This window comes from Paraburkholderia sp. GAS42 (assembly GCF_050436565.1).
GTDB lineage: Bacteria > Pseudomonadota > Gammaproteobacteria > Burkholderiales > Burkholderiaceae > Paraburkholderia.
The window spans coordinates 99,636-125,187 of sequence record NZ_JBNDML010000019.1; the positions used below are offsets into that span (position 1 = coordinate 99,636).

Here is a 25,552-nt window from a genome sequence, read left to right on the forward strand (position 1 = left end):
CCCGCTTCGCGTTTGCCCTGAGCGTGTGCGCGCCTGCCAGCTTCCGCCGCCAGGCGCGCACGCGTTAATGCTCGTCCGGCGCCACGAGCCCCGAGCGGCGCTGCTTGCCCCATGATCGTCCGCCGCGCAGAAAATGCAGCCAGCCGAGTGCCGCGCCGCCATGACGGATCAGCTGGAACGTGAACGGCTCGGCGATCGCGGCGGCCATCGCCATCCACAGGCTCGAGCCTGCGCGATTACCCGTCCAGCGACGGTACAGATGCACGCACCACAGATAGAACGCCAGATCGATTGCGGTTTTCAGGCCTATTACGCCGAAGATCGAAATCACAATCGCGCCGTGTCCGCCGAATACAAAACCGAGCAGCAGCGCGAACGCGGTCAGCCCATAGATCGGCTGCATCGTATCGATCGCCTTGACGGGCAGCATCAGCATGCCGAGCGTGCCGTAACGCGGATTGCCGGTCATGTCACGATTCCAGTATTGCGTCTGCAGAAAGCCCGCGAACCAGCGGCGTCGCTGGCGAAGGAAGCTCGCCAGCGTACCGGGCGCGTCCGTGCGCGCGTGCGCATTTCCAACCACGCTCACGTCCCAGGGCAAACCGTGATCCACCGAGTAACGGCGCAGACGATGAATCAGCTCGTAGTCTTCCACCAGACACTGCGGATCGAAGCCGCCGACCGCGATCAGCGCGTCACGGCGAAACGACGCGAACGCGCCTGAGATCAGCAGAAGGCTGTCCGCGCGCATCCACGCAAAACGCGCGATGAAATTGCGCATGTACTCGTACGTCTGGAAAAACTGGAAGAGCCGGCCCGCGACCGTCTTGCTGCAGACCGGCGTGAGAATGCCGGCGGCCGCCACCAGATCCGGGCTCGCGGCGAAGGCGGCGCGCATCGCAAACGTGGCGTCGTCGGCGAGCAGCGTGTCGGCGTCGACGGTCATGACCGTTTCGGTTGTCATCACGGTGATCGCGGCGTTCAGCGCGCGCGCCTTGCCGCCGTGTGGCACGCGCAGCCAGTAGAGATTCGGATACAGCGTGCTCGGCGCGCTCAGTTCGCCATCGGCAGGCGCGGTCAAGCCGAAGCGGCGCGTGAGCAGGTCGCGCGTGCCGTCGGTGGAACCGTCGTCGGCGATCACGATCTGCGCCGGGCCGTGCATCTGCTGCAACAGCGCGGCGAGCGTGACGGGCAGTACGGCGGCCTCGTTATGCGACGCGACGATGACGCCCATTTCGGGCATCGCGGTTTCCCGCGCGCGTGTTGATGCCGATGCAGCGGGCGGTTGCACGGGCCGGATCAGCGGCAAGGTTTTGAGCGTGACGAACGCGAGCAGCAACGTGTCGTAGACGACATACGCGATGCCGGTCGACCACGCGACGACGCCATGCAGAAAAAACGCGCGCGCAAACAGCACGAGCCACAACGCTACGACGCTGCAATGAATCAGCACGCCCAGCATCGTCGCGGGACGCGGCAGGATGCGCGGCGACGCGAGCGCGAGCGCATTTTCCAGCGATGCCTTTGCCTTGCGCGCCGCGTCGGCGGAATTCACGGGCGCGGTCTCGACAGGAAGATCGACGTCCGGGGTCACGGCACCATCCGCTTCAATACCGATTTGCGATCGATCCACTCGTGTTTCAGCGCGCCGCCAATATGCATCGCGAGCAGTGCATAGAGCGCATAGCCCAGCCACGTATGCAGCGCGCCGAATGTGTCGTGCAGCGGTTCTTTCACGGCAGGATCGAGGTTCATGATGAGCCCGATGCGCGGCCACGGTACGGTGCCGAAGAGGCTCATCGGATGCGTCGCCGCATCTTTCCACGCCGAGTCGTGCATCCAGCCTGACAGCGGCAGGCCGATCATCAACAGATAGAGCACGAAGTGGGCAACATGCGCCGCGCCGCGTTCCCAGTTCGGGAAGCTGCGTGGCAGCGGCGGCGGCCGGTGCGAAGCGCGCCACAGAATGCGCAGCAACGCGAGGCCAAGCACCGTAATGCCGATCGACTTGTGTGTGTCGATGACGGGGCGCACCCAGTTGTCCGGGAGCGAATCCGCGCTCAGCCCGAGGGCGACGTTGATGAGAATCAGCACTGCGATGATCCAGTGCAGCAGCATCGCGGTGCGGGAGTACTGGGAGGGCGTCGACGCGTCGGACGGTTCGGCGCGTGAAGGAGTGGCCTGTGTGTTCATCGGTGATGTTGTTTGAAAGGGTGCGATGAAAGCTGTTCGAAATGGGGTGGAAGTGTATCCCGCTCTTGACCGTGCCGCTGTCCCCAAGTCAAACGCCTCTAACGCGCACTTTATTCCGGATGCACCATTTCGGACATTTCCGGATATTTCACGGAATAAACCAGCACTGGATGTGTAAACAGTGCAGGCGTACTGTCATTTATCGGCGTGTCGCGCGACTCATGCTTGCGAACGCGCAAAAGCGTTTGACGGATCCCGCAGGCAAACGTGCAGATCCTCAACGCACCTCACGCGCCGTGGCCCTGGCATCAGAGCCGGAGACATTATTCGGATGAATATCATGAAACGCTCGAAACGGATTTTCCTTAAGGTGTTCGGCGCCACGACGCTCGCTGGCGGAACGGCCGCGTGGCGCCTGTTCGGCGCCGCACCGGCGCAGGCACAGGCGGCGACCGGCACGCCATTCGAAGTCAGTCATACGGACGCCGAGTGGCACAAGCTGCTCACCGACGCGCAGTACAACGTGCTGCGTGAGGAAGGGACGGAGCGCCCCTACAGCAGCCCGCTCAACAGCGAACATCGCCCGGGCATCTTCGCCTGCGCGGGTTGCAAGCTGGACCTTTTTTCGTCGAAAACAAAATTCGACAGCCACACCGGCTGGCCGAGTTTCTGGAAGCCGCTCGATGGCGCCGTCGCGACGCAGACCGATACGTCGTTCGGCATGACGCGCAACGAGGTGCATTGTCGACGCTGTGGCGGCCATCTCGGCCACGTCTTCGATGACGGCCCGCAGCCGACTGGTCTGCGCTATTGCATGAACGGCCTGGCGATGACGTTTACGCCGAAGGCGGTTTGACGCTGCGTTGTGCTGGTTTCGGTTTTCACGCGGTTATCCGCGAGCAACGGTCCTGCGCCGGCCGGGCATGATGCCAAAACGGCGCGCTGAACGAGGACGTGGATCATGAAGTTGCTGACTCAGACTTTCAAACGGTCGACGCGCGCGCGGGCGATGGCCATCGCGATTACGCTCGGCCTGTGTGGCGGCGCGCTTGTCGTGACGCAGCGCACGGCGTTTTCTGCGGAAGCGGCTGTCGCGATTGCACCGCCCGCCGTCGACGAACCCGCGACTGGCGCGCACACGGAAACGGCGGTGCTCGCCGGTGGCTGCTTCTGGGGCGTGCAGGGCGTGTTCCAGCACGTGCGTGGTGTGACGAACGTCGTCTCCGGCTATTCGGGCGGCCAGCGGGATACGGCGGAATACGAAACGGTCAGCACAGGGCGGACTGGCCATGCGGAATCGGTGCAGATCACTTACGATCCGTCGCAGATCACGTACGGCCGTCTGTTGCAGATCTACTTTTCGGTCGCGCACGATCCGACTGAACTCAACCGCCAGGGTCCGGATGTGGGCACGCAGTACCGGTCGGCGATCTTTCCGGCCAACGACATGCAGAAGCAGATCGCGCAAAGCTATATTGCGCAGCTCGACAAGTCGCATGCATTTCCCTCGCCGATCGTGACGAAGACCGATCCGCTGAAGGCGTTCTATCCGGCCGAGGGCTATCACCAGAACTATCTGACGCTGCACCCGGACTCGATGTATATCGCCATCAACGATCTGCCGAAGGTCGAGAACCTGAAGCGGCTGTTCCCGACGCTCTATCGCGACAAGCCGGTGCTCGTTACGACGGCGGCGTCAAAGTGAACCTTGCCTGCGGCGACGCCGCAGGGGGATAGTCGTTGCGCGTCAGAGACTTGAGAGGGGTGTGCGCAGGTTGTCCACAGCCTTTTCAACATTATCTGTGGATAAGCGAAGCGCGTGAGCTTCGCACCACGCGATGGATGCCAGCGGGGATCGCGCTGCACGATCCTGATCCGCCAGTCGCAATCCTTTTCCGCTCAGGCACTTGACGCGTTCGCCCCTGGCTTATCAACAGCCCTGTCAACAGAAACTGTGGATAACCGTGGCGGGTCAGGGATACAGCTTATGTAGCGTTCCCGGCGGCCGGTGCCAGCGACACACAGACACCGGATGTGTCCCGCAACGATGTGCCGAATGCAGGGTCCGATCTGCGCATCAAGGTCCGCCTGTGTAGCAGGCGCTGACGCAGAGCAAAGTAGGACTCTGGACGCTTCTATCCCCAGCCTGCGTTGACACTCCCCATTTGATCTGGCTGTTCCGCCCGCCTGGTGCGGGATTTTTTTTGCCCGCTCCGGTAACGCGATATCCCGTTGATCCCCTATAGGAAAAGTACGATTTGATAAAAACGTTGCGGCACTGCGAATTTTGCGAATTGTTGACAAATCGTTAGCTTGATTTCCGCTAGTTTACGGGCGGTTAATAGTCCGTAGTACGAAGCAGAAGAATGAACCGGAAGACATACAGGCTGGTATTCAGCCAGCTGAGAAACATGCTTGTCGCCGTCGAGGAAACCGTCGCGGCAACCGGCAAGCAGGTGGGAGAGACCCCGGTACGCAGCAGAAAATCACAGGGTGTGATTTTTTCGATTCACGCCACGCTATTCACACTGAGACAGATCGCGCTGGCCGCACTTGCGCTGCTCGGCGCGCTGCCCTCGCTGTCGGGCGCCCAGATCGTTCCAGGTGGCGCGCATGCACCGTCCGTCATCCAGACACAGAACGGGCTGGATCAGGTGAACATCAACCGGCCTTCCGGCGCTGGCGTTTCGATGAACACCTACGGCCAGTTCGACGTGCAGCCGAAAGGCGCGATCCTGAACAACTCGCCGGTGATCGTGCAGACGCAGCAGGCGGGCATGATCAACGGCAATCCGCACTTCGGCCCCGGTCAGCCGGCGCGCGTCATCGTCAACCAGGTCAACAGCAGCGCGGCAAGCCAGATCAACGGGCATCTGGAAGTTGCGGGCCAGCGCGCTGAGGTCGTCATCGCGAACGGCTCGGGCATTTCGGTCAATGGTGGCGGTTTCATCAACACGTCGCGCGCGATCCTGACCACGGGCACGCCGAACTTCGCACCGGACGGCTCGCTGTCGGGCTTTAACGTAACCGGAGGCAATATCAGCATCCAGGGCGCGGGGCTGAATGCAGGCGACACCGGTCAGGTTGACCTGCTCGCGCGCGCGGTACAGGCAAACGCCGCAATCTATGCGAAGAACCTGAATGTCGTGACCGGTGCGAACAGCATCAGCCATGACACGCTCAATGCAACACCTGTCGCGGGTAATGGTCCGGCACCCGGTGTGTCCATCGACGTGAGCCAGCTCGGCGGTATGTACGCGAACAGGATCGTTCTTGTCGGCACGGAGAATGGCGTTGGTGTCTCAAATAAAGGTGTTCTCGCGGCGCAGGCGGGCGATCTCGTACTGAGCACCAACGGCCTGCTGACGCTAGCCGGACAGACCAACGCGAGCGGCAACATGGCGCTCTCCGCAGCAGGCGGCATCGACAACAGCGGGACAACCTACGCGCAGCAGAGCGTGACGGCGAACACGTCTGGCGCGCTTACGAACAGTGGCGTGCTGGCCGCGCAGCAGAACGCCGCCGTCAATGCGGCCAGCGTGGCCTCGACTGGCACGCTCGGCGCGGGCGTAAACGGCGACGGCAGCCTCGCGCAGTCCGGCGACCTGTCCGTGACGGCTGGCACCACACTGACCGCGACCGGTGGTAATGCGGCGGGTGGCAATGCGACGCTGAACGGGGCGTCGGTCAATCTCGCCGGAAGCAGTACCTCCGCTAACGGTGCGCTGGCACTCACGGCCAGCGGCGGCGACCTGAACCTGTCGGGCGCAACGGTGACGGCAGGCGGCGCGCTGGACACGCGCGCCTCCGGGACGCTCACGAACGTCGGCGGCACGATTGTCAGTAACGGCCAGGCCACGCTTCAGGCCGGGACGCTTGATAACACGGCTGGGTCGGTCATCGGCCAGAACGGGCTCACGGCAACGGTCGGTGGCGCGCTGGACAACACGAACGGCAGGCTGCTTTCGAACACGGACCTGAGCCTTGCCAGCGGCACGTTGAACAACAACGGCGGCCAAATTGGCGCGGGCGCGAACGAAACGATCCATGCCGGATCGCTGATCAATGCGGGCGATGGCGGTTTCAACGTCAACGTCAAGGGCAATACCGACCTCAAAGGGGCAACCATTGCCAGTACGGCCACGCCGGATAAAAACAGTCTGACGACGGGCACGCTAACCTTTAGCGATTTCGAGAACAGCTCGAGCTACGATGCGAAAAGCAGCGGGATCTCAGCCGGTGCGTCGATGGGTTTGCCGGACAAGGCGGTAGGCCCGGCCTCGGTGCCGAACTCGGGCGGCATCACGCCGTCTCTTGGCCAGCATGACAGTGGCAACGACAGTGCGACGACACGCAGCGGCGTGAGCGCTGGCGCGATCAATATCACTGACACTGACCATCAGACGCAGGACGTTGCGAGCCTGAATCGTGGCACGTCGGACACGAACGGGACGGTCGCGAAAACGCCGGACGTGGACAACCTGCTGGAGCGGCAGGCCGACATGATGGGTGCGGCGAGCGCGGCCGGTCAGGCAGTGGCGACGCAGATCGGTAACTATGCGGACCTGCGTCTGCAGGAGGCTCGGGATGCGGGCGACCAGGCGGGCATTGCGGCGTGGTCTGAGGGTGGCAGTGCGCGCGTGGCGATGCACACGGCGGGCGGTGCGCTGGCGGCCGGGCTCGGCGGCGGCAATGCATTGGGCGGTGCTGCGGGCGCGGCGACGGCGGCGGTACTGGCGGGGAACCTGAACGGCATCAGCAATGCGGTTTACGATGCAAACCCAACTGGCGACGCCGACGCGAATCGCATGCTGGGCAATATCCTGGCCAATGTGCTGGCCGGAAGTGCGGGCGCACTCGTGGGCGGAAATTCCGGGGCATTTGCGGGGGCGAACGAGGATCTGTACAACCGTAGCACCTCGTGCAACGGCGCTCACTGCGATGACAGCAATGCGATCGGCAAACGGAGTGATCCAGCCGATGCATTCAGAATCGATCTGGTGAGCAGGTATTGTGGTGCAGGTAATTCATGCACCGATGCCCAGTTGAAGCAGGTCATGCAAGCTCAAGCTGATATGGCAAAAGCGGTGGGCGAGACGCCGTTGGTGGCAACTCTGTCGCCAAATTACGCCACTGTCGGTGCGGGTAGCCTGTCAGGCGCAGTGGGCGGTGCGGTCAACCTCTACGACGGTGCAGTTTATACGTCATACAGTGTTAGTCAGTCATTCCCGCCCGCATCGTGGGCGCCGGGTGCTACAGCCACGTTTGGTTGGATTTGGGGGGCGCGTAATGCATCGTCGACTAATGCATTCATGAATGGAGACGGAAACCAGTTTTACGTCTCTATCCCCCTCGGTAGAATTAATTTAATGGGTGCGGTTACCCACGCCTATGGCGGTTCAACAGCTATTGAACTAGGCATTACCTCGCCCGGAGGGATTACGGCGGGCATTGTGCCTTGGAGTCATTCGACTCCGCTTAACGAGAAAAAGTGACGATGGAGGATCGAGATGCGAGGGCCAACTGACGAAGAATGGAAGCGCATGACCCCGGAGCAGAAGACGACTTATAAAATATTTGTTGGAGTCGTTCTGTGTATCTTGGCTTTACTCTTGGTAAAGAAGTTCTTCTTCTAAATCTATACGACCAGAACAGCAAACCCGGCTGCGGCCGGGTTTGCTGTTTGTGGAGTCATTCAATCCGGCGTGATAACGAGCCTGCCGTGCTCCACCTCGATCCTCACGCGCTGGCCGGGCGGGAATCCGGCTTGCTCAAGCCACATGCCGGCGATGCGCAGCCACGGAAAAAACCTTGGTGTTCGCCAGGGCCTGCCGGGTTTCGGTGAAGCGCGCGAAACCCTGGAGCTTTGTTGCATCCGTCGATAACTCGGGCACGGATGCGACCGGCAAGCGGCAGGGCAACGTGAGCCTCGGCATCGACAACCCGCTCGGTCTGAACGACGTGTTCACGGTCGGCGCAAACCAGGACCTGTCGTTCGGCAACAAGTCGCTCGGCTCACACGGGTTCAACGGCTCGTATTCTGTGCCGTGGGGTTACTGGACGGCCACACTGTCCGGCAACACGAACACCTACTACCAGAACATCGCGGGCGTGAACCAGATGTTCGTGTCCAGCGGCAATTCACAGACCGCCGCGCTCAGGCTCACGCGTGTCCTGAGCCGCAGTCAGAGTGATGTGTTTGGCGTGGGGCTCCAGCTCTCGAAGCGCTTCGGTGAGAGCTTCATTGACGACACCGACATTCCGCAGCAGCGGCGCAACAACACGTTCATCGAAGCTGGCCTGACCGACCGGCACTACTTTGGCGCGTCGCAGTTCGACGGCACGCTCGCGTACCGCCAGGGCATAGGCGGGCTTGGCGCGACGCCCGATCCGTATCCTGATGGCCCCACGTATCGCTACCACATGGCCGTGCTCGACGCGAACCTGTCGGTGCCGTTTGCCGTCGCCAGCCAGAGCTACCGGTATGTAACGACCTTTCACGCGCAGTTCACCAACGACACGCTGTTCTATCTGGACGACCTGACCATCGGCAGCCGTTACACGGTGCGCGGCTTTGACGGCGAAACCATGCTGGCGGCAGAGAAAGGCTTCTACTGGCGCAACGAACTGCAGTGGCCCATCGGCCAGACCGGACAGGCGCTGTATGCGGGAATTGACTATGGGCGCGTGTTCGGACCGAACACGGCGTTTCTGGCCGGGACACAACTGGCGGGTGCAGTGATCGGCATCCGCGGTGGTCTGCCTTCCCGCTTTGTCGGTATCTCCTATGACCTGTTCGTCGGAACGCCGGTTTACAAACCCAGCGGCTTCCCGACTTCGCGTGTGACGGTGGGAGTGCAGGCTACGGCGCAGTTCTAGCATGCCGTGGGGGAACGCGAGGGACATCGCCCACTCGACGTGCACCGCAGCATCGACAACTCACATGTATAGACTTTAGACAAGTCACTTGTCTTGTTGATCGGCGTTAAGGGTCGCCGTTAGCTTGAATCTCAAACGAGACACATGTCTAATATGTAGGACCGTCCTTCTGTGGGGGACGAAGGTTTCGCCGCACCGCAGCGTGTGTGGAAACGTGGGGAATGGATGTTTGAGGACACGAGGGGAAAGAAATTTCCCCCACACGCCGCCCGGAAAGCCTTATGCGACGGGGCTGTTTATCACAGGGTGTGATTTGTCCACAGCTTTTTCAACAAGATGTGGGGATAACCTGTGCGCGTCGCGGGCGGCCACTGAAAGCCACCCGCGACGCATCGAGCGTGGTCTGAAAATCCACGCTGCCGGATCAGAGAGCCTTAATAACCGCGCCAGCCGCCATGACGCTCGCGCCATTCGTGTTCGCGCCATGCTTCGCGACGCCATTGACGTTCACGCCATTCGCGCTCCTGCCATTGGCGCGCGCGCCAGTCTTCGTAGCCACCGCCATAACCATAGCCATAGCCGACCGCGACCGGTGCGGGCTGCACATAAACAGGTGCGGGCGCGTACACGGCAGGGCCAGGAATGCCAAGCCCGATCGCGACATCGACATGAGCTGACGCGGCCGACGACGCCGCCAGCACGGCGATACCCAGTACTGCACCAAGGATCTTCTTGTTCATCTGTTTCTCCTTGCACGTCGTGTGCGTTGTCAGTGACTACGGCTCGAAGTCTATGAGGCGATGTCAGACACAGGTGAAACAGCAATGCGAGAAAGGTAACGCGTCGTTACGAAGCGCTTACGGCCTTCTCGCGATGAAATCGATCTCGACGAGCGCATCGCACGCGAGCGCCGTCACGCCGATGCATGTTCTGGCAGGTAACGCATCGTTCGGGAAATACGCCCGGTACGTCTCGTTCATCGACGCGAAATCGCGTTTGAATTCGGTTAGAAAGATACGCGCCGATACCACGTGTTCGAGCCCGAGTCCCATGCCCTGCAATACGAGCATGAGGTTGTCCATCACGCGCCTTGTCTGCTCGACGACGCCTTCGGGCAGCGGCGCGTGGTCGTCATCGGGCGAAGTGGGCATCTGTCCGGTGACGAAAACCCAGCCGTCTGATTCCGTTGCGTGACAGAACGGCCCGACTGGCGTCGGCGCGGCGGGGACCATCCAGAATTTGATGTTGTGACTCACAGTCGTCTCCGTTTAAAGCGACCGGGCGCTGCGCGCGGTCCCGTCAGAAGGTAGCCCGCCAAAAAGCGTTTGCGCAGACCACGCGCCCTACTTTGCGCCGGTGGACGATAGTCTTTTCGCGTCATGTACTTGCGACGTATCCGGTGAGGTTGTCCACAGCCTTGCCAACACAATGTGGGGATAACCTGTGAGCGCAGCGGACGGCGCGGAGGCTCGCCGGCTGCTGTAACGGAAGCGCATTTCGCGCATGCTACGATGATCCGCACTGTGATCGATGGGCGGACTGGCAATGACAACCCTCTATGACACGCTCGGCGTGCCCGCGAGCGCCACGGGCGATGAAATCAAGCGGGCTTACCGGAAGGCGGCGATGCGCTGGCATCCGGACCGCAATGCAGGACACGAAGACGTGGCGCGCGCGGCGTTTCAGGACGTGAAGAACGCGTACGCGATTCTGTCCGACGCGGCCCAACGCGAGGTCTACGACGCGGTATACGCCGAACAGATGCGCGTCTGGGAAACGCATCAGCAGCGCAAAGCGCGGGAGCAGGCTGAACGCGACGCGGCCGCGCGCGCAGCGGAAGAAGCGGCGTACGCGGAAATGGTCGCGCTGGCGATGCGCTTCGCCGATGAAGGACACAATCGCGACGTCGTGTTCGGCGTGCTCATTGGACAGCAATGCGAGGCCGGTCTGGCTGCGCAGATTGCCGCGAGCGCGGTGGCGCTGCATGCGTCGCGCCAGGCTCCGCCGGTCGTGGAGGAAGAGGTTGCCGCTGCTCCCGATGATTCACGCAGCCCTGCAGCGACCGACGACGACGCGCATCAGGCGAAAGCCAACGGGAACGCGAATGGAAGCGGTCTCGGTACGCTGTGGTATCAGTTCCTGAGCGGATTGCGGTTTTGATCGATTGCGGCGCATCTTGTTGCGCTCGCGATGTTCCGGTGCGCAAACGTTTGTTTGCGGGGATCTGAGCGATGCCACACGCACGTCTGTAGACGACCCCGATGGACAGAAGTAGAGTTCGGACAGAGTTGAGAAAAACCATCCAGAAGAATACGGGGGCGACATGACATACCGGTCATGGACGGTCAGGACACTCGCTGTTCCATCGGCAATCTGGCTGGCGTTTGCCTGCGGTTTTGCCATTCACACGCTCAATCCGCTTTACGCGATGCTGACCCTCGGCGCGTTACCGCTCGCCGTGCTGTGGGGCATCGTGTGGCTGTTCGCAAGCGCGTTGGGCAAGGAAAACCTGCCCGTTGCACCCGGCGATGCCAGGGCGAAAGCGGAACCGCTCACCAGTACAGCACTTGTCGTGGTGACTGCCAGCGAAGCGCAACCGGCCCAGCCGGTTCAACCGTTCACCGTAACCGTGGCGCCGCCGGTCGCGCCTGCGGCCACAGGCGTATGGCGACGCTACGCGGCGCGAACCATGGATCTGCTGTTATGGACGTTCGTCGCCGGCTATGCGGTGGGTTTCGTCAACAGCGCGACGGGTTGGCATCTGCTGCAATTCCGCTCGACGCTCATGGTGAATATGAGCTTTCTGGGCATGATCTATCTGCCGATTGCCTTTCTCATCGATGCACTGGTGTATGCCGCCTGCGGAAACAGCATCGGCAAGGCATTACTCGGCATCCGGGTTGTCGAAACCAATGGCGCCGCGCCGTCGTTCAGTCGTTACCTTGCACGGAATTTTTCTGTATGGGCGCGCGGATTCGCGTTTGGTGTGCCGGTTGCGCAGCCGCTTCTGTTGATCCTGAATGCGGTGATGCTCAAGCGTGATGGCGTCACCGCGTGGGATGCGCGCCTCAAGTTTCGCGTGGTGCGCGAGCCGTGTACGGTGGTCCACTATGTACTGGCAGTCGTGTTTGCTGCGCTGCTCGTGTCAGCGGCCGCATACCATCGGGCGACGCATCGCAGCGCGGGCGCTTTCGCGCCTGCCGTGAAAATGCAGCCCGATGCCGCACGTGCGAAACCCGCAAACGCGGCGACGTTGCAGGCGGAGCCCGGCGTGAAAAAGCTTTAGGCCTCGCGGAGACAGGCGCAACGCCTGCCGCATTGTTCTGGTTAAAGACGCAGGCTAGCGCCGTGTGCCGAAGTCGTTTGCAGTGACGACGACGCGTCCACCTGGATTGGCCAGCAGCTTCCTTTCGGCGACAGCGAAGATGCGCTTGCGGCCGTCCTCGAAAGTTCTGAGGATTCGCGCTTCGGCTGCATCATGCTGCAGCCAGAAATGCTGCTCCAGCGCCTCGCGCGTGACCGAACATTCATGGTCGCGGCCCCGAAGTGACAGAACGAAGACCACTGCCCGTCCATCGGGCGAGACGTTGGGTTCGAACTCCACAATCTCCATGACACACCTCGCAGCGTCCGGTTGGCCAGCGGAGCCTCATACCCCGCGTGGCGCCCGGACTAATTTAACAGAAGCGCAGCGCACAAGCTTTTTAGCATCGTCACCGGAAGACGGCATTATCGGAATCGAGCAAAACCCGCGAGTGAGGCAGGTTCGCGACGCTGACGGACACGCGCGTTCGTAAAGCGCGTGCCGGTTGTAAATTCAGTCAGCAAAACGTCCAGGCGTTGCTTGCTTGGTGCAGCGCCCAGCTGATCGTTTCGTGCGAATGACGAAACGGCGAACCAGGAGTGCGGCGGAAGAAGTTCGTGCAGGCAGGTGCCCGCAGCATCGGAAAATCGCAGGCAGCCCGTATCAGGATAGAAGGCGATGGTGATCGCGTCACCGCCGCTGCCCCGCGTTGCAGTGCATGGTTTTGTCGTAAGCATGTTCTGGTTCTTTTGCCGGTAAGTATGTTTCGTTTAGCGGCTCACCGGAATGTCCGGCGGGCGTCCAGGCTCGAGCGGGAGGCCATGCCGGTCATTTCAGCAGTAAACGGTGTATCTGACCGTTAGCGGCCGCACGGAAATGGGGTGTATTTGGGATCTTGAGCGCGCGTTTCGGGTCGCCGGCGAGGAACCAGGCATTACTACAGACGAATGAGCGTGCGGTAATGTGGACACCGACATGTTCCCGTCCGACGTCACAACCTCGTTGCCGTCGAGGGTCGCGGCGGCCGTCATGTCGGGCCAGGGCCGTCGCGCACGTCTGGCTTTTCAGACACGGCTTTAAGGCTCGCTTAATTGTTCGCTGCGACTATGGGTCGACCTCCTGTTTAGCCGCCAGTTCATCGGCGGCAACTTTTTCAACGCGCGAGACAGGGAAGGTCGAAGTGAAGCGATGTGCAACCAGCAATGGAGAGTCAACGATGGTTCAGGATAATGTGCGTGAACAGCTTCGGGCCATGTCCAGCGCGGAGCGCGGATTCGCAACGCGGACATGCCGGATTTCCGAGCCTTTCCAGCCGCTTTGGGGACGTCCGTATCGATTCGTCGAGTGGTCGCCGCATGCGGAAGAAGACGCGTGCCGTCGCGTGGTGCCCGCGGAGAGCAGCGCGGAAGAGATTGTCGCGACCCTCATGGCCCACGTCCCAGGAAGGCGCGTTCGTCATTTCGCCGAAGACAGATAGGCCGGTTTTAGCGGGAAGGGCACCGGTTTTCCATGCATGCCGTCTACGTTTGAACACACTACTACATCGCATTCTGACGCGCGCCCCGCGAAGTGCCCCTGGCGATTCGCGGGATGTGCCCGTTCGGTTTAGTGAGCAGTTGTAAAAGGCCGCCGCATTCAGGCGCAACGAATTTCGCTCCGTCTGCAAAACGCAAGCGGGTGCGGAATGGTTGCCTGAGACATCGGCAAGCGCTTTGTCAGAACGGTTTCCGATGCCAATCCTTAATACCTGTTGCGCGTGATCGCGCTTTGCATCGACATCTCGCGGCTGCTCGCGCTTCGCGCGAAGAGCGCTCGAAAGGATTTAAAAAGGTTAAAAAGGGCTTTAAAGGGAGTATCGAAAACCAGGGAAACGAAATGTGAATGCAGAAAATATCGCTTTAACAACGTCAAGTATTGACAAAACTTTTGTCATATAGCCCTGGCACGTGGCATAGTGCGACCATCTAAACCTGAAGGGAGGCTCTGATGGCCACACTAGAACAAATCCAGGCGCGACTGAAAAAGCTCCAGGCGCAAGCTGATGCCCTCATTGCGCGCAAGGCGCAAGTGGCGGTGAACCAGATTCGTGAATTGATGCTGAAGCATGGCTTGACGACTGCGGACATTGAGGCAAAAGCGAAAGCACGACGCGAGGCAAGTGCCTTAAGCGGCCGCGCAGCGAATGGCAAAGCAAAATCTGCTGGCGCTGCAAAGGGCAAACTTCCGCCGAAGTATCGCGATCCGAAAACCGGCGCTACGTGGAGTGGTCACGCACGTCCGCCGGCCTGGATCAAGAACGTCAAAGACCGCACGAAGTTTCTGATTGATGCAGCGAGCGATGCTGCTTCCGCAGTATCGACTGCTGCTGCCGGAGCGAAGGCCGCTGGCAAGCGCGGTGCTGTTGCGAAAAAGGCTGCGGCCAAAAAGGTCGTTGCAAAGAAGACAACGGCCGCAAAGAAGGCCACCGCGAAGAAGGCTGCGGGCGTCAAGGCGGCAGTGAAGCGTACTGCTACCGCCGCGGGTAAAAAGGCAGCTGTCAAAAGGACGGCGGCTAAAAAGGCCGTGGCTAAAAAGGCAACGGCAGCGAAGAAAACCGCGGCTAAAAAGATTGCGGCGACGGCGGGTGCTGTTTCGGCGGCTTGAGCTTCGGGTACGCGTCGTTGGGTGAAAATGTCTCGACGGCGGCGGACACGATCAGGACAGGAAACGGTCTTCCTGTCCTGATCGCGTCCGCGCGATCCGCGTCATTGGTGTTGAAACGCATCCCCGCTCTCTGCAAGCTTGAGCGCCTCGGGACACAGGCGTAGGGCGTCGAACGTATCGATGTCGGGGCACGAGTTCGTCATGTGCGAGCGTCTCGATGCCGGCATTTGCAACCGGCACAGGCGTGCAGCGTTTCGGCGACGTGGCCATCCAGCGCCACCCGATATGCGCCCCGTCGTCCATATTCATTCTTCGATTTCTTGAGCGGACCGCATGCGTCTATGCTGAAGTAAGGCTGAGTGGCGCACGTCGGCAATCCGGTTTGCCGTCCTGCGTAAAACCATGTTCCCGTGGGGGATCGAATGAAGCGCGACGAGACATCCGGGCAGGGCTCGGGACCTGAACCACAGGGAGACGCCGCGGCCGCATTCTCATCGCTCGCGTCGCCTCTGGTTGACGAGGCGATCGCTTTCGCCGCTGAACTCGGCGAGGACGCTGATCCCGAATCGTTTCACAAGCTTCGCGTTTCGCTGCGACGGTTACGCTCGCTCTGGTGGGCGTACAGCCCATTGCTGGATAAAGACAGCAACACGCGTCAACGCGCGCTCTTCAAGTATCTCGCCACGGCCGCCGGCAAAACGCGCGACTGGGACATCCTGCTTCAGCTGCTTTCCGACGAGATCGCTGCCGAATCGGCTTCTTCGAGCGAGTTAAGGGCCGCGCGCGCGCAGGCGCTTGCAACGAGTCGGGAGACCCTTTCCAATGCGAACGTGAAGGACGTCCTGCGCGAAACGCTGTCGAGTTCGACAAAAGCGCTGAACACCGCGCATGACCGCGTATCGATCAGGAAGTTTGCAGAGCGTCGGGTGTCGGCTTCCGAAAAGGCCTTGCGCAAGCGGATGAAGCGTGCGGCGCGCGCGAAGCAGTCGGATTACGCGTCCTTTCACGAGGTCCGCAAGGCGGGCAAGAAGCTTCGCTATCTGCTGGATCTGTTTGGCCCTGTATTGCGTGACAAGCATCGCCAGACGATCAAGCGTCTTAAAAAACTCCAGAAGCGGTTTGGCGCGTTGAACGATGTAGTCGCGAGCGAAGCGCTGCTCGGTCAGAACGCAGATCTGTTTGCGGGCAGCGGTGCCCGCGATTCCGTTTTGCAATGGCTTGAGAAGGAGCGCAAGCGTCGCCTGCGCTCTGCGGGGAAACTGCTGCGCGACGCGTAGACGTACGCGAAACGTACGTCATGCGAAGCGATATGGCGCAGGCTGGATCAGCGCGGGCGCGCTACGTTACGTCGATCACCTGCCCGGTGATATCTCCAGTCAGGCTGCGTTTATACGCGAGCGCCACGACTGCCGCAGGCTTTCCATCGGCAGGGTTGCGACCCATCGATTGAAGCGTTTCCGCGACCCATGGGGGACTGACCGCGTTCACCCGCGCTTTTCCCTTCAATTCGAGCGCAGCGGACCGGCAGAACGCCTCGACGCCCGCATTGACGATACTCACCGCCGCGCTGCCTTCCACTGAGTGCCGGGCGAGTATGCCGCTCGTCAACGTGACGGACCCACCTTGCGAGAGGTGCGCGGCGGCGCAGCGGACCAGATTGACCTGGCCCATCAATTTGTTGGCGAGACTGAATTCGAAATCGGCATCCGACAGCGCGCTCAACGGCGCGAACTTCGCGGCGCCAGCGGTGCAGATAACCGCGTCAACGGTTCCAAGGGTGTCGAACATCGCGACGATGCTCGCCTTGTCGGAGAGATCCACAGGGACTGCCGACCCTTTTCGGCTTGCGGTGATCACCTCATGTTCAGGCGAAAGCAGCCGAACGACGTGTGTTCCGATCAGGCCAGTAGCACCGACAACCAGTACGCGCATAAGTCCTCCGGGCGTCAGCAGCAGGCTTCCCGGGCAAGGACGAATGACGCGGACACGTAAGCTGTCGAGAAGCGGTCAGCACCGTGGTGTGAGTCGACGCACCGCGGCGTCAGCGCGGTGCGGACGGGATGTCTGCGGCGTTGTGCCCGCACAAGCGCACGAACAACCGCCCGGCAGCGACCCGATCGCTGTCGTCAAAGTACGAATGGCCCGCGAGGGCGGGCCATTCGTAGTCGCAAAACCGACCCGTCCAGCTGCTTACAGCGGCTGGATGTTGGCGGCTTGCTTGCCCTTCGGTCCTTGCTTCACTTCGAAGCTAACCTTCTGATTTTCCTGCAGCGACTTGAAGCCGCTACCTTGAACTTCAGAAAAGTGTGCGAACAGATCTTCGCCGCCGTCGTCCGGCGTGATGAATCCGAAACCCTTCGCATCGTTGAACCACTTCACGGTACCAGTTGCCATTTTTAATCCAGTAAAAGTTGTGTTCCATCGCGCCCGCCGTATTTCTCGATCGACAGACGCGAAGATAGAGTTGTACCACGCCTTTATGAAAACCGCCTATCAGCAAGTACACGGGGTCATGAATTTTGCGTGATCCGGGCGGCCCAAAAAGCGTCCCCGGGGGCGAAAAACGTTGCCAGAACGTTACCAGGGTAAACTGGACCCACACATTCCAGGAACTACATGACACATTACTTGCAAGATGAATTAACCGCCTTTTGGGGTCGACTCGCCCCTTATTTCGTGATTCTGGAGTCAAAACAGGGCAATGGAACCGATCCCATCGGGCGGGTTACCATCGATAAAGACGATCATCAGGCCTTCGCGCTTCATACGACTGACGTGAAACCGGAAGGCGATATGTCCGAAAATCCGACCGGCCACAGCGCGACCTACACGCGATTCAAGACCGAAGGCGCCGAATGGGGCCCGTGGCAGCGGGAAGCCTGGCAGTAACGGCGCCTGACGCCAGTCCCACCAGCCGGCGGCGCGCAGCGAGCGAAACTTCGCGCTGCATAGCCGCCTGGCGCTGCAATTCACACGCCAGTTATGTCGACGTTCAAGTTTATTCCCAGCCTGCCCGCCACGTCGGAAGACGATTTCGATGTCTTGGCGACAACGAAGCTCGCCGGCTATCGGCGGTTTTTCGGGGTTTTGAGGGTGGTTCGAAAGACGGACGGGAAGGTGTTGTTTCCGTTCGACGGCGCGCCCGAACTCGGCCCTTTCGCGACGAAAAATGAAGCTTTGGCGGAGGCCCAGGTGCACGGCGAGCATATTGTCGCCGGCGACCTGGCGCATCCTGAGCTATAGCCAGCGGCGCATTGCGCGTCCGCTGGCCGGTCGGGATCAGACAATCCCGGTTGTGTAGTACACCGTGATCACAAAGAACACTGCCAGCGTCTTGATGACGGTGACAGCAAAAATGTCACGATACGACTGACGGTGCGTGAGGCCGGTCACCGCGAGCAGCGTGATCACCGCGCCGTTGTGCGGCAGCGTGTCCATGCCGCCGCTCGCCATCGCGACCACGCGGTGCAGGACTTCCATCGGGATGTGCGCGGCTTCCGCGCCCTTGATGAACAGATCCGACATCGCCGCCAGTGCGATACTCATCCCGCCTGACGCCGACCCCGTAATCCCCGCCAGCGAACTCACCGACACAGCCGCATTGACGAGCGGGTTCGGGATGCTCTTCAGCGCGTCGCTGACGACGAGGAAGCCAGGCAGCGCCGCGATCACGCCGCCAAAGCCGTATTCCGACGCCGTATTCAGCGAAGCGAGCAACGCGCCACCGACCGCCGCCTTCGTGCCGGTCGCGAAGCGTTCACGCACGCGGCCGAACGCCGTCAGCACGACGAGCAGGATGCCGAGCAGCAGCGCGCCTTCCACCGACCAGATCGCAACCACAGCTTTCACCGACGTCGTCACCGGCGCGTGCACGCCCGGCAGGATTTCCGGCGCGACCGTGTAGCTTGCGCCGTACCACTCGGGAATCATGCGCGTCAGCGCGAAGTTCGCGACACCCACGAGGATCAGCGGCGCGACAGCCAGCAACGGATGCGGCAGCGCCTTCGATTCGACCCGCTCCGGCTCATTCACAAGCTCGGTGCCGTAGCCTTCGCCCGTCGCCATGGCCGCACGGCGACGCCATTCCAGATACGTCAGACCGACCACCACGATGAAGACCGAACCGATAACGCCCAGCCACGGCGCGGCCCATGAAGTCGTCTTGAAGAACGTCGTCGGGATGATGTTCTGGATCTGCGGCGTACCCGGCAGCGAATCCATCGTGAACGAGAACGCGCCGAGCGCGATCGCGCCCGGCATCAGGCGTTTCGGGATGTTGCTCTGGCGATACAGTTCAGCGGCGAACGGATATACCGCGAACACGACCACGAACAGCGACACGCCGCCATAGGTGAGCAGTGCGCACACGGCAACGATCACCGCATTCGCCCGCGAGCGGCCGATGTAGCGGATCGCCGCTGCGACGATCGATTCGGAGAAACCCGATAGCTCGATCACCTTGCCGAACACGGCGCCGAGCAGGAACACAGGGAAGTAGAGCTTGACGAAGCCGACCATCTTTTCCATGAAGATGCCGGAAAAGACGGGCGCGACGGCAGCGGGATCGGTCAGCAGCACGGCGCCGAGCGCGGCGATCGGCGCGACCAGGATCACGCTGTAGCCCCGATAGGCGGCGAACATCAGAAACACCAGGGCGGCGAGGACGATTACAAAGGACATTAAGTCTCCAGAGCTTGGTTTGTTGTACGCACGCGCGCCCGGCGGTCAAACCGGAAGCGAAGCGAGCCGGCGCTCGCGTACGCAGCTTTTGTGCCACCCGCCATTTGACGGCGTGTTGGCCGCGTGATCGGCCCTCCGTCCAGCGCGCGGTGCGACCGATTGTACATAAAGTCTCGACTTTGAGACGAAAAGAGGCACGCTGAGGTGCTCCGACTTCAATCACGCCAGAACCGACGGCCTTGCTGGCGATCTCGCCATTGAGATAAGCTGTCCATGATTAGAGACGGCGGCAAACATAAAACGATAATGGGAGACAGCGACACCATGATGAACGACTGGGCGGGCCTGCCCGAGAACTATAGCGACGTACTACGAAGGGCGATGGATTCGCTCTTTCGCACGTTCGAGAACTTCAGCGAAGGGACGTTTATCGTCGACGCCGACGCGCGCGTCGTCTGGATCAACAAACGTTACGCGGCGCGCTTCGGGTTTTCCGATCCGCAGCAGGCGATCGGCCGCGACTGCGAGGCGGTGATTCCCAACAGCCTGATGCGTGACGTCGTTACGACAGGCAAGCCGATCCTGCTCGATATTCTGGAGACCGACCGCGAGCCGCTTGTCGTCACCCGTCTGCCGCTGAAGGACGATGCGGGCGTGACCGTCGGCGCCGTCGGCTTTGCGCTCTTCGACGAACTCAAGGCGCTTACGCCGCTTTTTTCGCACTACTCGCGCGTCCAGCAGGAACTGATCGCGACGCGTCAGTCGCTCGCGCAGGCGCGGCGTGCCAAATATACGTTCGCGAGTTTCGTCGGCACGAGCCCGGCGAGCCTCGAAGTCAAGCGGCAGGGGCGTCGCGCGGCACTGGTCGAGTCGCCAGTCCTGCTGCTTGGCGAGACGGGCACCGGCAAGGAACTGCTGGCGCATGCGATTCATGGGGCGTCGTCGCGGGCGAACAAGCCGCTGGTGACGGTCAACGTTGCGGCGATTCCCGATACATTGCTCGAAATCGAATTCTTCGGCGCGGCGGCGGGCGCCTATACGGGCGCCGATCGCAAGGGCCGGGTGGGCAAGTTCGAACTCGCCGACGGCGGCACGCTCTTTCTCGATGAAATCGGCGACATGCCGCTTCCCCTGCAGGGCAAGCTCCTGCGCGTGCTGCAGGACAAAGAGTTCGAGCCGCTCGGCTCGAACCGGATCGTGCGCGCGGACGTGCGGATCATTGCGGCGACATCGGCGGAATTGCCGGCGCTGGTCGCCGCCGGCCGCTTTCGCGCCGACCTGTTCTATCGCCTCAACGTGCTGACGATCCACGCGCCGCCGCTGCGCGAACGCGTGTCAGATATCGAAGCGCTGGCGTACGCGATACTCGAGGATCTGTCGTTGAACGTGCCGGGCGCGCACTTCGAGTTGCAGGAAGACGCGCTGCGTCTGTTGTGCGTGCATGCGTGGCCGGGCAACGTGCGCGAACTGCGCAACACGCTGGAGCGCGCGGTGATGATGTCCGATAGCGAACGCATCGACGCCCGCGCGCTCGCGCCGTTCCTGGGTCCGGTGAAGGCGCCTGCCATGCCACGCGAAGCCGTAGCCGCGCGCGGGGATGCGACGGTTGCAGACCAGCAAACATGGACTGACGCGATGGCCGCGTTCGAAAAGCGCTTTCTCAGCGATGCGCTCCGCGCAGGCGGCGGCCGCGTGACGGAAACCGCGACGCGAATCGGTATGGGACGCGCGACGCTCTACAAGAAGATCGCGGCATACGACATCGAGGTGTGACATGAAGCACTGGCGATTCGCTGCGGTGCTGCTCACGATGAGCGCATCGCTCCATGCGCAGGGAACGGCTGCGCAGGCGGCGTCATCGGCTTTAACCCCATCTGCACCCGCGGCTGCCGCGGTCGAACGCAAAAACTGGTACAACGATCCGTTTTTCACGCTGTCGCGAGCGGCGGCGGATTGTCCGGTGCCGCTCGGCCCACTGATGACAAAGGCGCAGATGGAAGACGACGCGCACTACCGCGTCGAGCGCGGGACGACGTGCTGGCTTGCCCATCGATGCACCAAACCGAATTCCTATATGTACGATCCGGAAATCGCCGAAGCGATCCGCGCGCAGTTCGCCCAGCCAAAGGGCTTCGACGGCGCGAGCATCTGGATCACCGTGCAGCGACGGTTCGTTTATGCGGAAGGCTGTGCGCCGGCATCGTTCGATGTGGGCGCATTGCAGAAGCGTCTCGCAGCGATCCCCGACGTCGAGCAGGTGTTCATGCGCGTGACCGCCAGTCCGCGCGGGCCGCTTCCATACAAGACACTTGCCGCGCCGGACTGACGCATCGTCGCGGTCGCGTGGCAAAATCCAGGGATTGACATAACAAGAGACCAACCGGGGTTTTCAATGAAACGCAATCGTCTGTTCCGCGCGCAGCCTGGCTTTGCCGCACGCGCTGTATTCGCCACTGCCGCCACGTGCGCCGGCATTGCGCTTGCCGCGCTCGCCGGCTGCAGCAGCGCGCCGCCACTGTTCTCGCCCGACGGCCTGCCTACGACACAGGTTCAGTGTTCCGCGGCCGGCGGCGACGGTTGCGAGCAGCAGGCACGCGGCATGTGTGGCGGCCCGTTCGAAATCGTGCGTCAGACGACTGTCAACGGCGTGCGCAACCTGCTCTTCGCGTGCAAGGCGAGTTGAGCCGGGTTGAGCAGGTCACACCGTTACTGCCCGCCGCCGTTTCCCGGTAAATGCAGCAGCAGACGGATCAGATCCGGCTGGCGGTTCGTCGCCGTCTTCTGATAGATCGACTGCAACTGTTTGCGTACCGTGTCGTGCTGTACACCGATGCGCGCGGCGACTTCCTTCGGCGACATGCCTTCGGCCAGAAAATGCGCAACGCGGCACTCGGCTGGTGTCAGGTCGAAAGCGGCGGCGAGCAGGTCTTCGTCGACCGGCGGCGCGGAAGGCGGATGGTAGAAAATCAGCATCACGATCGCGCGCAGCCCGAACACGGCGGACACATCGCCTGGCGGGATCAGGTTGTAGAACGCGTAGAGCGTGTCCTGCGGGAACGGGCTGGTCTCGTCCTGGATGCGCATCACGCGATAGCGCGCCGCATCTGCATGCACGTCCGCGTTGGCGACGCGCAGGTGCGCCTCCGTCGTCGCGCAATCGTCGAGAAAGCGTTGCTGGAACGGCTGCGGCAGTGTCACCTTGCGATCGTTCGTGCGCACCATCATCGTCGTTTGTAACAGCCGCTCGGCGGCGCCGTTGAGCCGGAGCACGTCGCCCTCGGTACTCGCGAGAATGACCGGCTGGCGCCAGCGGTTGACGAGCGCATGTCCGACAAGCGCGTCGGTAGAAAATACGAAGCGCTGCACCTGAAATTTCGCGGCGCGCGCCAGATGCGGCGTCAGCCTTTCGAGCAGCGCCACGGCGTCTGGGTCGAAAGGACCCTGATCGCTGGTTCTCAGGCAGGCGAAGAAGACTGTAACGGTTTCATCGTCAACGAGTTTTACGCATGACGCATAACGTCGTCCGCCTGGTAAAAGGAATTCCTGAAAAAACGGGTTATTGCGAACAAATGCTTCGTCAAAATGCTCGTGACAATGTAACCACTTGAGTACCGGTTGAGACCACACCATCGCAAGTCGCGGATCAATGTGGTGATAACGGCGGATGTAACCGAGTTCCCGGCCTGGAAGCAGATTGAAACCGTCGCTAAATGAAAGCGCGTTATGCTTTTTATCGAAACCGACAAGATGAATGGTTTTCGCGCCAATGAGACCGGCAAGCTCTGCGTAAAGGACGTGCCAGGTTTGCGATTCCGTGACGGTGTCATATATCCGATGCACCAGCCGGTCATACTGTTCTTCGCCCGATTCCACTGCGCCCCCATGTCGTCGCGGCCAGCCGCGGATGACGATTATTCAACCGGCCACGCATTTCATGCTCTTCCGCAAATGAGGAATATACAGTCCAATTAGCCGCCGTTAATCTGGCTTCTCTGCCGCCAATCTCTCGCAAAGAGCGGCTTTTTTCCGTGCGGCGGCTAACGGATGAATGGAAGAGGTACGCTTTATAGTCTTCATCCATGTCGCACGGTATTGCCGTAACATGCGTTTTCCCTGATTTTTTCCGATCGACGCCAGCAAGAGCGCCGGGAAGCAGGATTTTCCTTTTTCAGGTAGAACGCGCGGTTGCGGCACATTTCGTGCGGAGATAGCTGGGACCGAAAACAGCAATTCCGGGGAAAGCAATGAATCATCACCAACTCGAAAAAGACATTGAGCATCTGGAGCATGTCATCTCGCGCCTCACGGATCAGGATCGCATCCCGCTGTCGTACTGGCGGGGCCGGATCGATCGCGTTCTGGGCGCTGCGCTGGTGCCCTCGCAGGCCAGCCGCGTGAAGCGCCTGTGCGAGGCCCTGCGCGCGCTCGAAGCGCGCATGCAGGTCAAATGACAGCGCCGCGGGCCTGGCCGATTCTCCTGCCACGTTGTAGTTTTATAGCTGCGTGACACGCTTCAGGTGGCGCGGCTGCGCGGAATCAGGCCGTTTCTGGCTCGCGTGGGGTCCGCAGGGTCCACGACGATGCAGCAGGCGTCCGTCGCCCGCATCACGCGCGTGCCGCCTCTATCGGTGCAACCAGGACAACCTATGACGCAGGCAGGATTTTCATCCGCGCGGCTGGCCAGGCTGACCGCGGCCATGCAGGGCTATGTCGACCGGGGTGAGGTGGCCGGCGTCGTGACGCTGATCTGGCGGCACGGCGAAATCGCACAGATGGACACGCTCGGCGCGCTCGACGACATGTCGCAGCAGCCGATGGCGCGCAACACGCTGTTTCGCATCGCGTCAATGACGAAGCCTGTGACCAGTGCGGCGATCATGATGCTGGCCGAGGAAGACCGGCTGACGCTCGATGCGCCCGTTACGCGCTGGCTGCCGGAACTGGCTGACCTGCGGGTGCTGCGCGATCCGGCTGGCCCGCTCGACGACACCGTGGAAGTGCGAGCGCCGATCACGATCCTCGATCTGCTGACGCATCGCGCGGGCTTCGCCTATCACTTCACCGCGCTCGGGCCGCTTGCGGAGGCCTATCTGACCGCCTTCAACGGTTTCGAGTCGGCGGTCGGCCCGGACGGGTGGATCAAGCGCATTGCCACGTTGCCGCTGATGTTCCAGCCCGGTTCGCGCTGGCACTATGGTGTTGCGACCGACGTCCTTGGCGTATTGATCCATCGCATCACGGGCATGTCGCTGGGCGAGTTCTTCCGTACGCGCATCTTCGGGCCGCTTGGCATGCGCGATACGGCGTTCTGGGTGCCCGAGGCGCAGCTTCCGCGCCTCGCCACCGCTTACGCGATCGATCCGGCGACAAGGCAGCGTGTGGTCGAAGATCATCCAGACCGTAGCCGCTGGGCCAATCCGGAGCGGTTTCACAGCGGTGGCGGCGGGCTTGTCTCAACCGCTGAAGACTATCTGCAGTTCGCCCGCCTGCTGCTGGGGCGTGGCCGCGTCGGTGAAACGCGCCTGCTGTCGCATCGTTCGGTCGACCTCATGCGCTCGAATTTCCTGAGCCGCGACCAGCGCAGGCTGCCGTCGTTCGGACATATCGTATGGGCTGGACAGGGCTTTGGTCTGGGACTTGCAATCGTCGACGATCCCGCGCAGCAGTTGCCGCTCGGCTACCGGTCGGCCGGATCGTTCAGCTGGCCTGGCGCTTTCGGCACCAGCTGGCTCGCCGATCCGGTCGAAGACATGATCGCGATGATGCTGATCCAGCGGCGTGGCATCGAGCCGTTCCCGATGTCGGTCGAGTTCGAGCGCCGGCTGTACGACGCGATCGACGACTGACGCTCGC

At 61.6% G+C, this 25,552-nt stretch carries 25 protein-coding genes and 3 pseudogenes; 17 read left to right on the plus strand and 11 right to left on the minus strand.

What is annotated here, in order from left to right; genetic code table 11:
- Positions 1 to 64 precede the first annotated feature (64 nt).
- Both P3T16_RS25580 and P3T16_RS25585 read right to left on the minus strand, forming a co-directional pair.
- On the minus strand, positions 65 to 1,555 hold the full coding sequence (locus P3T16_RS25580; RefSeq protein WP_429344452.1) for a glycosyltransferase family 2 protein: 1,491 nt from the start codon (positions 1,553 to 1,555) through the stop codon (positions 65 to 67).
- A gap of 35 nt (positions 1,556 to 1,590) precedes the next feature.
- Positions 1,591 to 2,193: a cytochrome b gene (locus tag P3T16_RS25585; protein ID WP_429254020.1), complete on the minus strand. Its 603-nt coding sequence runs from the start codon at positions 2,191 to 2,193 to the stop codon at positions 1,591 to 1,593.
- Positions 2,194 to 2,533: 340 nt separating this feature from the next.
- Here P3T16_RS25585 and msrB point away from each other — a divergent pair, with 340 nt between their 5' ends.
- The 4 genes and pseudogenes from msrB to P3T16_RS25605 form a co-directional block, all read left to right on the plus strand.
- Positions 2,534 to 3,049 carry a peptide-methionine (R)-S-oxide reductase MsrB gene (gene msrB, locus P3T16_RS25590; RefSeq protein ID WP_429254021.1) on the plus strand — a complete coding sequence of 172 codons (516 nt, stop codon included), beginning with the start codon at positions 2,534 to 2,536 and terminating at the stop codon, positions 3,047 to 3,049.
- Between the two features lie 153 nt (positions 3,050 to 3,202).
- Positions 3,203 to 3,898 (plus strand): peptide-methionine (S)-S-oxide reductase MsrA, encoded by a 696-nt coding sequence (msrA, locus tag P3T16_RS25595; protein ID WP_429344453.1) that lies wholly within the window; start codon positions 3,203 to 3,205, stop codon positions 3,896 to 3,898.
- A gap of 661 nt (positions 3,899 to 4,559) precedes the next feature.
- Positions 4,560 to 6,221 (plus strand): annotated as a pseudogene (locus P3T16_RS25600) (filamentous hemagglutinin N-terminal domain-containing protein); the annotation flags it as partial.
- A gap of 1,098 nt (positions 6,222 to 7,319) precedes the next feature.
- Positions 7,320 to 7,688: pseudogene (locus P3T16_RS25605) on the plus strand (polymorphic toxin type 22 domain-containing protein); the annotation flags it as partial.
- A 200-nt stretch (positions 7,689 to 7,888) separates the two neighbouring features.
- Here the strand turns inward: P3T16_RS25605 and P3T16_RS25610 are convergent.
- Complete coding sequence (locus P3T16_RS25610) at positions 7,889 to 8,068, minus strand: SymE family type I addiction module toxin (protein ID WP_429344404.1); 180 nt, start codon at positions 8,066 to 8,068, stop codon at positions 7,889 to 7,891.
- Between P3T16_RS25610 and P3T16_RS25615 the strand changes: the two are divergent.
- Positions 8,029 to 9,072: pseudogene (locus P3T16_RS25615) on the plus strand (ShlB/FhaC/HecB family hemolysin secretion/activation protein); the annotation flags it as partial. The gene P3T16_RS25610 and the pseudogene P3T16_RS25615 overlap by 40 nt on opposite strands.
- A 434-nt stretch (positions 9,073 to 9,506) precedes the next feature.
- On the opposite strand, the gene P3T16_RS25620 reads toward P3T16_RS25615, so the two are convergent.
- Together P3T16_RS25620 and P3T16_RS25625 are read right to left on the minus strand one after the other, a co-directional pair.
- On the minus strand, positions 9,507 to 9,812 hold the full coding sequence (locus tag P3T16_RS25620) for a hypothetical protein (protein ID WP_429344405.1): 306 nt from the start codon (positions 9,810 to 9,812) through the stop codon (positions 9,507 to 9,509).
- A 117-nt stretch (positions 9,813 to 9,929) separates the two neighbouring features.
- Entirely contained in the window at positions 9,930 to 10,304 is a 375-nt protein-coding gene (locus P3T16_RS25625) for a RidA family protein (RefSeq protein ID WP_429344454.1), read from the minus strand.
- Positions 10,305 to 10,617: 313 nt separating this feature from the next.
- Here P3T16_RS25625 and P3T16_RS25630 point away from each other — a divergent pair, with 313 nt between their 5' ends.
- Together P3T16_RS25630 and P3T16_RS25635 are read left to right on the plus strand one after the other, a co-directional pair.
- A complete protein-coding gene (locus P3T16_RS25630) occupies positions 10,618 to 11,232 on the plus strand; it encodes a J domain-containing protein (RefSeq protein WP_429344406.1) in 615 nt (204 codons plus the stop codon).
- A 163-nt stretch (positions 11,233 to 11,395) separates the two neighbouring features.
- Positions 11,396 to 12,358 carry an RDD family protein gene (locus P3T16_RS25635; protein ID WP_429344407.1) on the plus strand — a complete coding sequence of 321 codons (963 nt, stop codon included), beginning with the start codon at positions 11,396 to 11,398 and terminating at the stop codon, positions 12,356 to 12,358.
- Positions 12,359 to 12,412: 54 nt separating this feature from the next.
- Here P3T16_RS25635 and P3T16_RS25640 read toward each other — a convergent pair whose 3' ends face one another.
- Entirely contained in the window at positions 12,413 to 12,685 is a 273-nt protein-coding gene (locus P3T16_RS25640) for a DUF1488 family protein (protein ID WP_429254025.1), read from the minus strand.
- 116 nt (positions 12,686 to 12,801) lie between these two features.
- Positions 12,802 to 13,113: a hypothetical protein gene (locus P3T16_RS25645; protein WP_429254026.1), complete on the minus strand. Its 312-nt coding sequence runs from the start codon at positions 13,111 to 13,113 to the stop codon at positions 12,802 to 12,804.
- A 515-nt stretch (positions 13,114 to 13,628) separates the two neighbouring features.
- Between P3T16_RS25645 and P3T16_RS25650 the strand changes: the two genes are divergently transcribed.
- The 3 genes from P3T16_RS25650 (at position 13,629) to P3T16_RS25660 (ending at position 16,296) form a co-directional block, all read left to right on the plus strand.
- The gene (locus P3T16_RS25650) at positions 13,629 to 13,853 is read left to right on the plus strand and encodes a DUF2866 domain-containing protein (RefSeq protein ID WP_429254503.1); all 225 of its coding nucleotides are present in this window, start codon (positions 13,629 to 13,631) and stop codon (positions 13,851 to 13,853) included.
- Positions 13,854 to 14,362: 509 nt separating this feature from the next.
- Positions 14,363 to 15,019: an H-NS histone family protein gene (locus P3T16_RS25655; protein ID WP_429344408.1), complete on the plus strand. Its 657-nt coding sequence runs from the start codon at positions 14,363 to 14,365 to the stop codon at positions 15,017 to 15,019.
- A gap of 422 nt (positions 15,020 to 15,441) precedes the next feature.
- Positions 15,442 to 16,296: a CHAD domain-containing protein gene (locus P3T16_RS25660; protein ID WP_429344409.1), complete on the plus strand. Its 855-nt coding sequence runs from the start codon at positions 15,442 to 15,444 to the stop codon at positions 16,294 to 16,296.
- 61 nt (positions 16,297 to 16,357) lie between these two features.
- Here the strand turns inward: P3T16_RS25660 and P3T16_RS25665 are convergent, their stop codons facing one another.
- A complete protein-coding gene (locus tag P3T16_RS25665) occupies positions 16,358 to 16,951 on the minus strand; it encodes a short chain dehydrogenase (RefSeq protein ID WP_429344410.1) in 594 nt (197 codons plus the stop codon).
- 258 nt (positions 16,952 to 17,209) lie between these two features.
- Positions 17,210 to 17,413, minus strand: coding sequence for a cold-shock protein (locus tag P3T16_RS25670; protein ID WP_090535384.1), 204 nt, complete (start codon positions 17,411 to 17,413; stop codon positions 17,210 to 17,212).
- A 222-nt stretch (positions 17,414 to 17,635) separates the two neighbouring features.
- Between P3T16_RS25670 and P3T16_RS25675 the strand changes: the two genes are divergently transcribed.
- The gene (locus tag P3T16_RS25675) at positions 17,636 to 17,908 is read left to right on the plus strand and encodes a hypothetical protein (protein WP_429344411.1); all 273 of its coding nucleotides are present in this window, start codon (positions 17,636 to 17,638) and stop codon (positions 17,906 to 17,908) included.
- Between the two features lie 93 nt (positions 17,909 to 18,001).
- Entirely contained in the window at positions 18,002 to 18,262 is a 261-nt protein-coding gene (locus tag P3T16_RS25680) for a DUF6723 family protein (protein ID WP_429344412.1), read from the plus strand.
- 36 nt (positions 18,263 to 18,298) lie between these two features.
- Here P3T16_RS25680 and P3T16_RS25685 read toward each other — a convergent pair whose 3' ends face one another.
- The gene (locus P3T16_RS25685) at positions 18,299 to 19,699 is read right to left on the minus strand and encodes a GntP family permease (protein WP_429344413.1); all 1,401 of its coding nucleotides are present in this window, start codon (positions 19,697 to 19,699) and stop codon (positions 18,299 to 18,301) included.
- Between the two features lie 324 nt (positions 19,700 to 20,023).
- On the opposite strand from P3T16_RS25685, the gene P3T16_RS25690 reads away from it, so the two are divergent.
- The 3 genes from P3T16_RS25690 to P3T16_RS25700 all read left to right on the plus strand — a co-directional run bounded on the left by P3T16_RS25690 (position 20,024) and on the right by P3T16_RS25700 (position 22,382).
- A complete protein-coding gene (locus tag P3T16_RS25690) occupies positions 20,024 to 21,472 on the plus strand; it encodes a sigma-54 interaction domain-containing protein (protein ID WP_429344414.1) in 1,449 nt (482 codons plus the stop codon).
- 1 nt (position 21,473) lies between these two features.
- Positions 21,474 to 22,025, plus strand: a complete 552-nt coding sequence (locus tag P3T16_RS25695; protein ID WP_429344415.1) for a BON domain-containing protein — start codon at positions 21,474 to 21,476, stop codon at positions 22,023 to 22,025.
- Positions 22,026 to 22,091: 66 nt separating this feature from the next.
- Positions 22,092 to 22,382, plus strand: a complete 291-nt coding sequence (locus P3T16_RS25700; RefSeq protein WP_429254035.1) for a hypothetical protein — start codon at positions 22,092 to 22,094, stop codon at positions 22,380 to 22,382.
- Positions 22,383 to 22,405: 23 nt separating this feature from the next.
- Here P3T16_RS25700 and P3T16_RS25705 read toward each other — a convergent pair whose 3' ends face one another.
- The gene (locus tag P3T16_RS25705; protein WP_429254036.1) at positions 22,406 to 23,572 is read right to left on the minus strand and encodes a helix-turn-helix transcriptional regulator; all 1,167 of its coding nucleotides are present in this window, start codon (positions 23,570 to 23,572) and stop codon (positions 22,406 to 22,408) included.
- Between the two features lie 371 nt (positions 23,573 to 23,943).
- Between P3T16_RS25705 and P3T16_RS25710 the strand changes: the two genes are divergently transcribed.
- Positions 23,944 to 24,150 (plus strand): hypothetical protein, encoded by a 207-nt coding sequence (locus P3T16_RS25710; RefSeq protein WP_429254037.1) that lies wholly within the window; start codon positions 23,944 to 23,946, stop codon positions 24,148 to 24,150.
- Between the two features lie 195 nt (positions 24,151 to 24,345).
- Entirely contained in the window at positions 24,346 to 25,545 is a 1,200-nt protein-coding gene (locus tag P3T16_RS25715) for a serine hydrolase domain-containing protein (protein WP_429344416.1), read from the plus strand.
- Positions 25,546 to 25,552: the final 7 nt, after the last annotated feature.

Excerpts from the sequence above, each read along its gene's own strand:
- P3T16_RS25585 (WP_429254020.1), bottom strand. The coding sequence starts at position 2,193 with ATGAACACACAGGCCACTCCTTCACGCGCCGAACCGTCCGACGCGTCG.
- P3T16_RS25655 (WP_429344408.1), top strand. The coding sequence starts at position 14,363 with ATGGCCACACTAGAACAAATCCAGGCGCGACTGAAAAAGCTCCAGGCG.
- P3T16_RS25645 (WP_429254026.1), bottom strand. The coding sequence starts at position 13,113 with ATGCTTACGACAAAACCATGCACTGCAACGCGGGGCAGCGGCGGTGAC.
- P3T16_RS25710 (WP_429254037.1), top strand. The coding sequence starts at position 23,944 with ATGAATCATCACCAACTCGAAAAAGACATTGAGCATCTGGAGCATGTC.
- P3T16_RS25610 (WP_429344404.1), bottom strand. The coding sequence starts at position 8,068 with ATGCAACAAAGCTCCAGGGTTTCGCGCGCTTCACCGAAACCCGGCAGG.
- P3T16_RS25650 (WP_429254503.1), top strand. The coding sequence starts at position 13,629 with ATGTCCAGCGCGGAGCGCGGATTCGCAACGCGGACATGCCGGATTTCC.
- P3T16_RS25625 (WP_429344454.1), bottom strand. The coding sequence starts at position 10,304 with ATGGTCCCCGCCGCGCCGACGCCAGTCGGGCCGTTCTGTCACGCAACG.
- P3T16_RS25680 (WP_429344412.1), top strand. The coding sequence starts at position 18,002 with ATGTCGACGTTCAAGTTTATTCCCAGCCTGCCCGCCACGTCGGAAGAC.
- P3T16_RS25640 (WP_429254025.1), bottom strand. The coding sequence starts at position 12,685 with ATGGAGATTGTGGAGTTCGAACCCAACGTCTCGCCCGATGGACGGGCA.
- P3T16_RS25695 (WP_429344415.1), top strand. The coding sequence starts at position 21,474 with ATGAAGCACTGGCGATTCGCTGCGGTGCTGCTCACGATGAGCGCATCG.
- P3T16_RS25685 (WP_429344413.1), bottom strand. The coding sequence starts at position 19,699 with ATGTCCTTTGTAATCGTCCTCGCCGCCCTGGTGTTTCTGATGTTCGCC.
- msrB (WP_429254021.1), top strand. The coding sequence starts at position 2,534 with ATGAAACGCTCGAAACGGATTTTCCTTAAGGTGTTCGGCGCCACGACG.
- P3T16_RS25620 (WP_429344405.1), bottom strand. The coding sequence starts at position 9,812 with ATGAACAAGAAGATCCTTGGTGCAGTACTGGGTATCGCCGTGCTGGCG.
- P3T16_RS25700 (WP_429254035.1), top strand. The coding sequence starts at position 22,092 with ATGAAACGCAATCGTCTGTTCCGCGCGCAGCCTGGCTTTGCCGCACGC.
- P3T16_RS25630 (WP_429344406.1), top strand. The coding sequence starts at position 10,618 with ATGACAACCCTCTATGACACGCTCGGCGTGCCCGCGAGCGCCACGGGC.
- P3T16_RS25670 (WP_090535384.1), bottom strand. The coding sequence starts at position 17,413 with ATGGCAACTGGTACCGTGAAGTGGTTCAACGATGCGAAGGGTTTCGGA.
- P3T16_RS25635 (WP_429344407.1), top strand. The coding sequence starts at position 11,396 with ATGACATACCGGTCATGGACGGTCAGGACACTCGCTGTTCCATCGGCA.
- msrA (WP_429344453.1), top strand. The coding sequence starts at position 3,203 with ATGGCCATCGCGATTACGCTCGGCCTGTGTGGCGGCGCGCTTGTCGTG.
- P3T16_RS25675 (WP_429344411.1), top strand. The coding sequence starts at position 17,636 with ATGACACATTACTTGCAAGATGAATTAACCGCCTTTTGGGGTCGACTC.
- P3T16_RS25690 (WP_429344414.1), top strand. The coding sequence starts at position 20,024 with ATGATGAACGACTGGGCGGGCCTGCCCGAGAACTATAGCGACGTACTA.
- P3T16_RS25660 (WP_429344409.1), top strand. The coding sequence starts at position 15,442 with ATGAAGCGCGACGAGACATCCGGGCAGGGCTCGGGACCTGAACCACAG.
- P3T16_RS25715 (WP_429344416.1), top strand. The coding sequence starts at position 24,346 with ATGACGCAGGCAGGATTTTCATCCGCGCGGCTGGCCAGGCTGACCGCG.
- P3T16_RS25665 (WP_429344410.1), bottom strand. The coding sequence starts at position 16,951 with ATGCGCGTACTGGTTGTCGGTGCTACTGGCCTGATCGGAACACACGTC.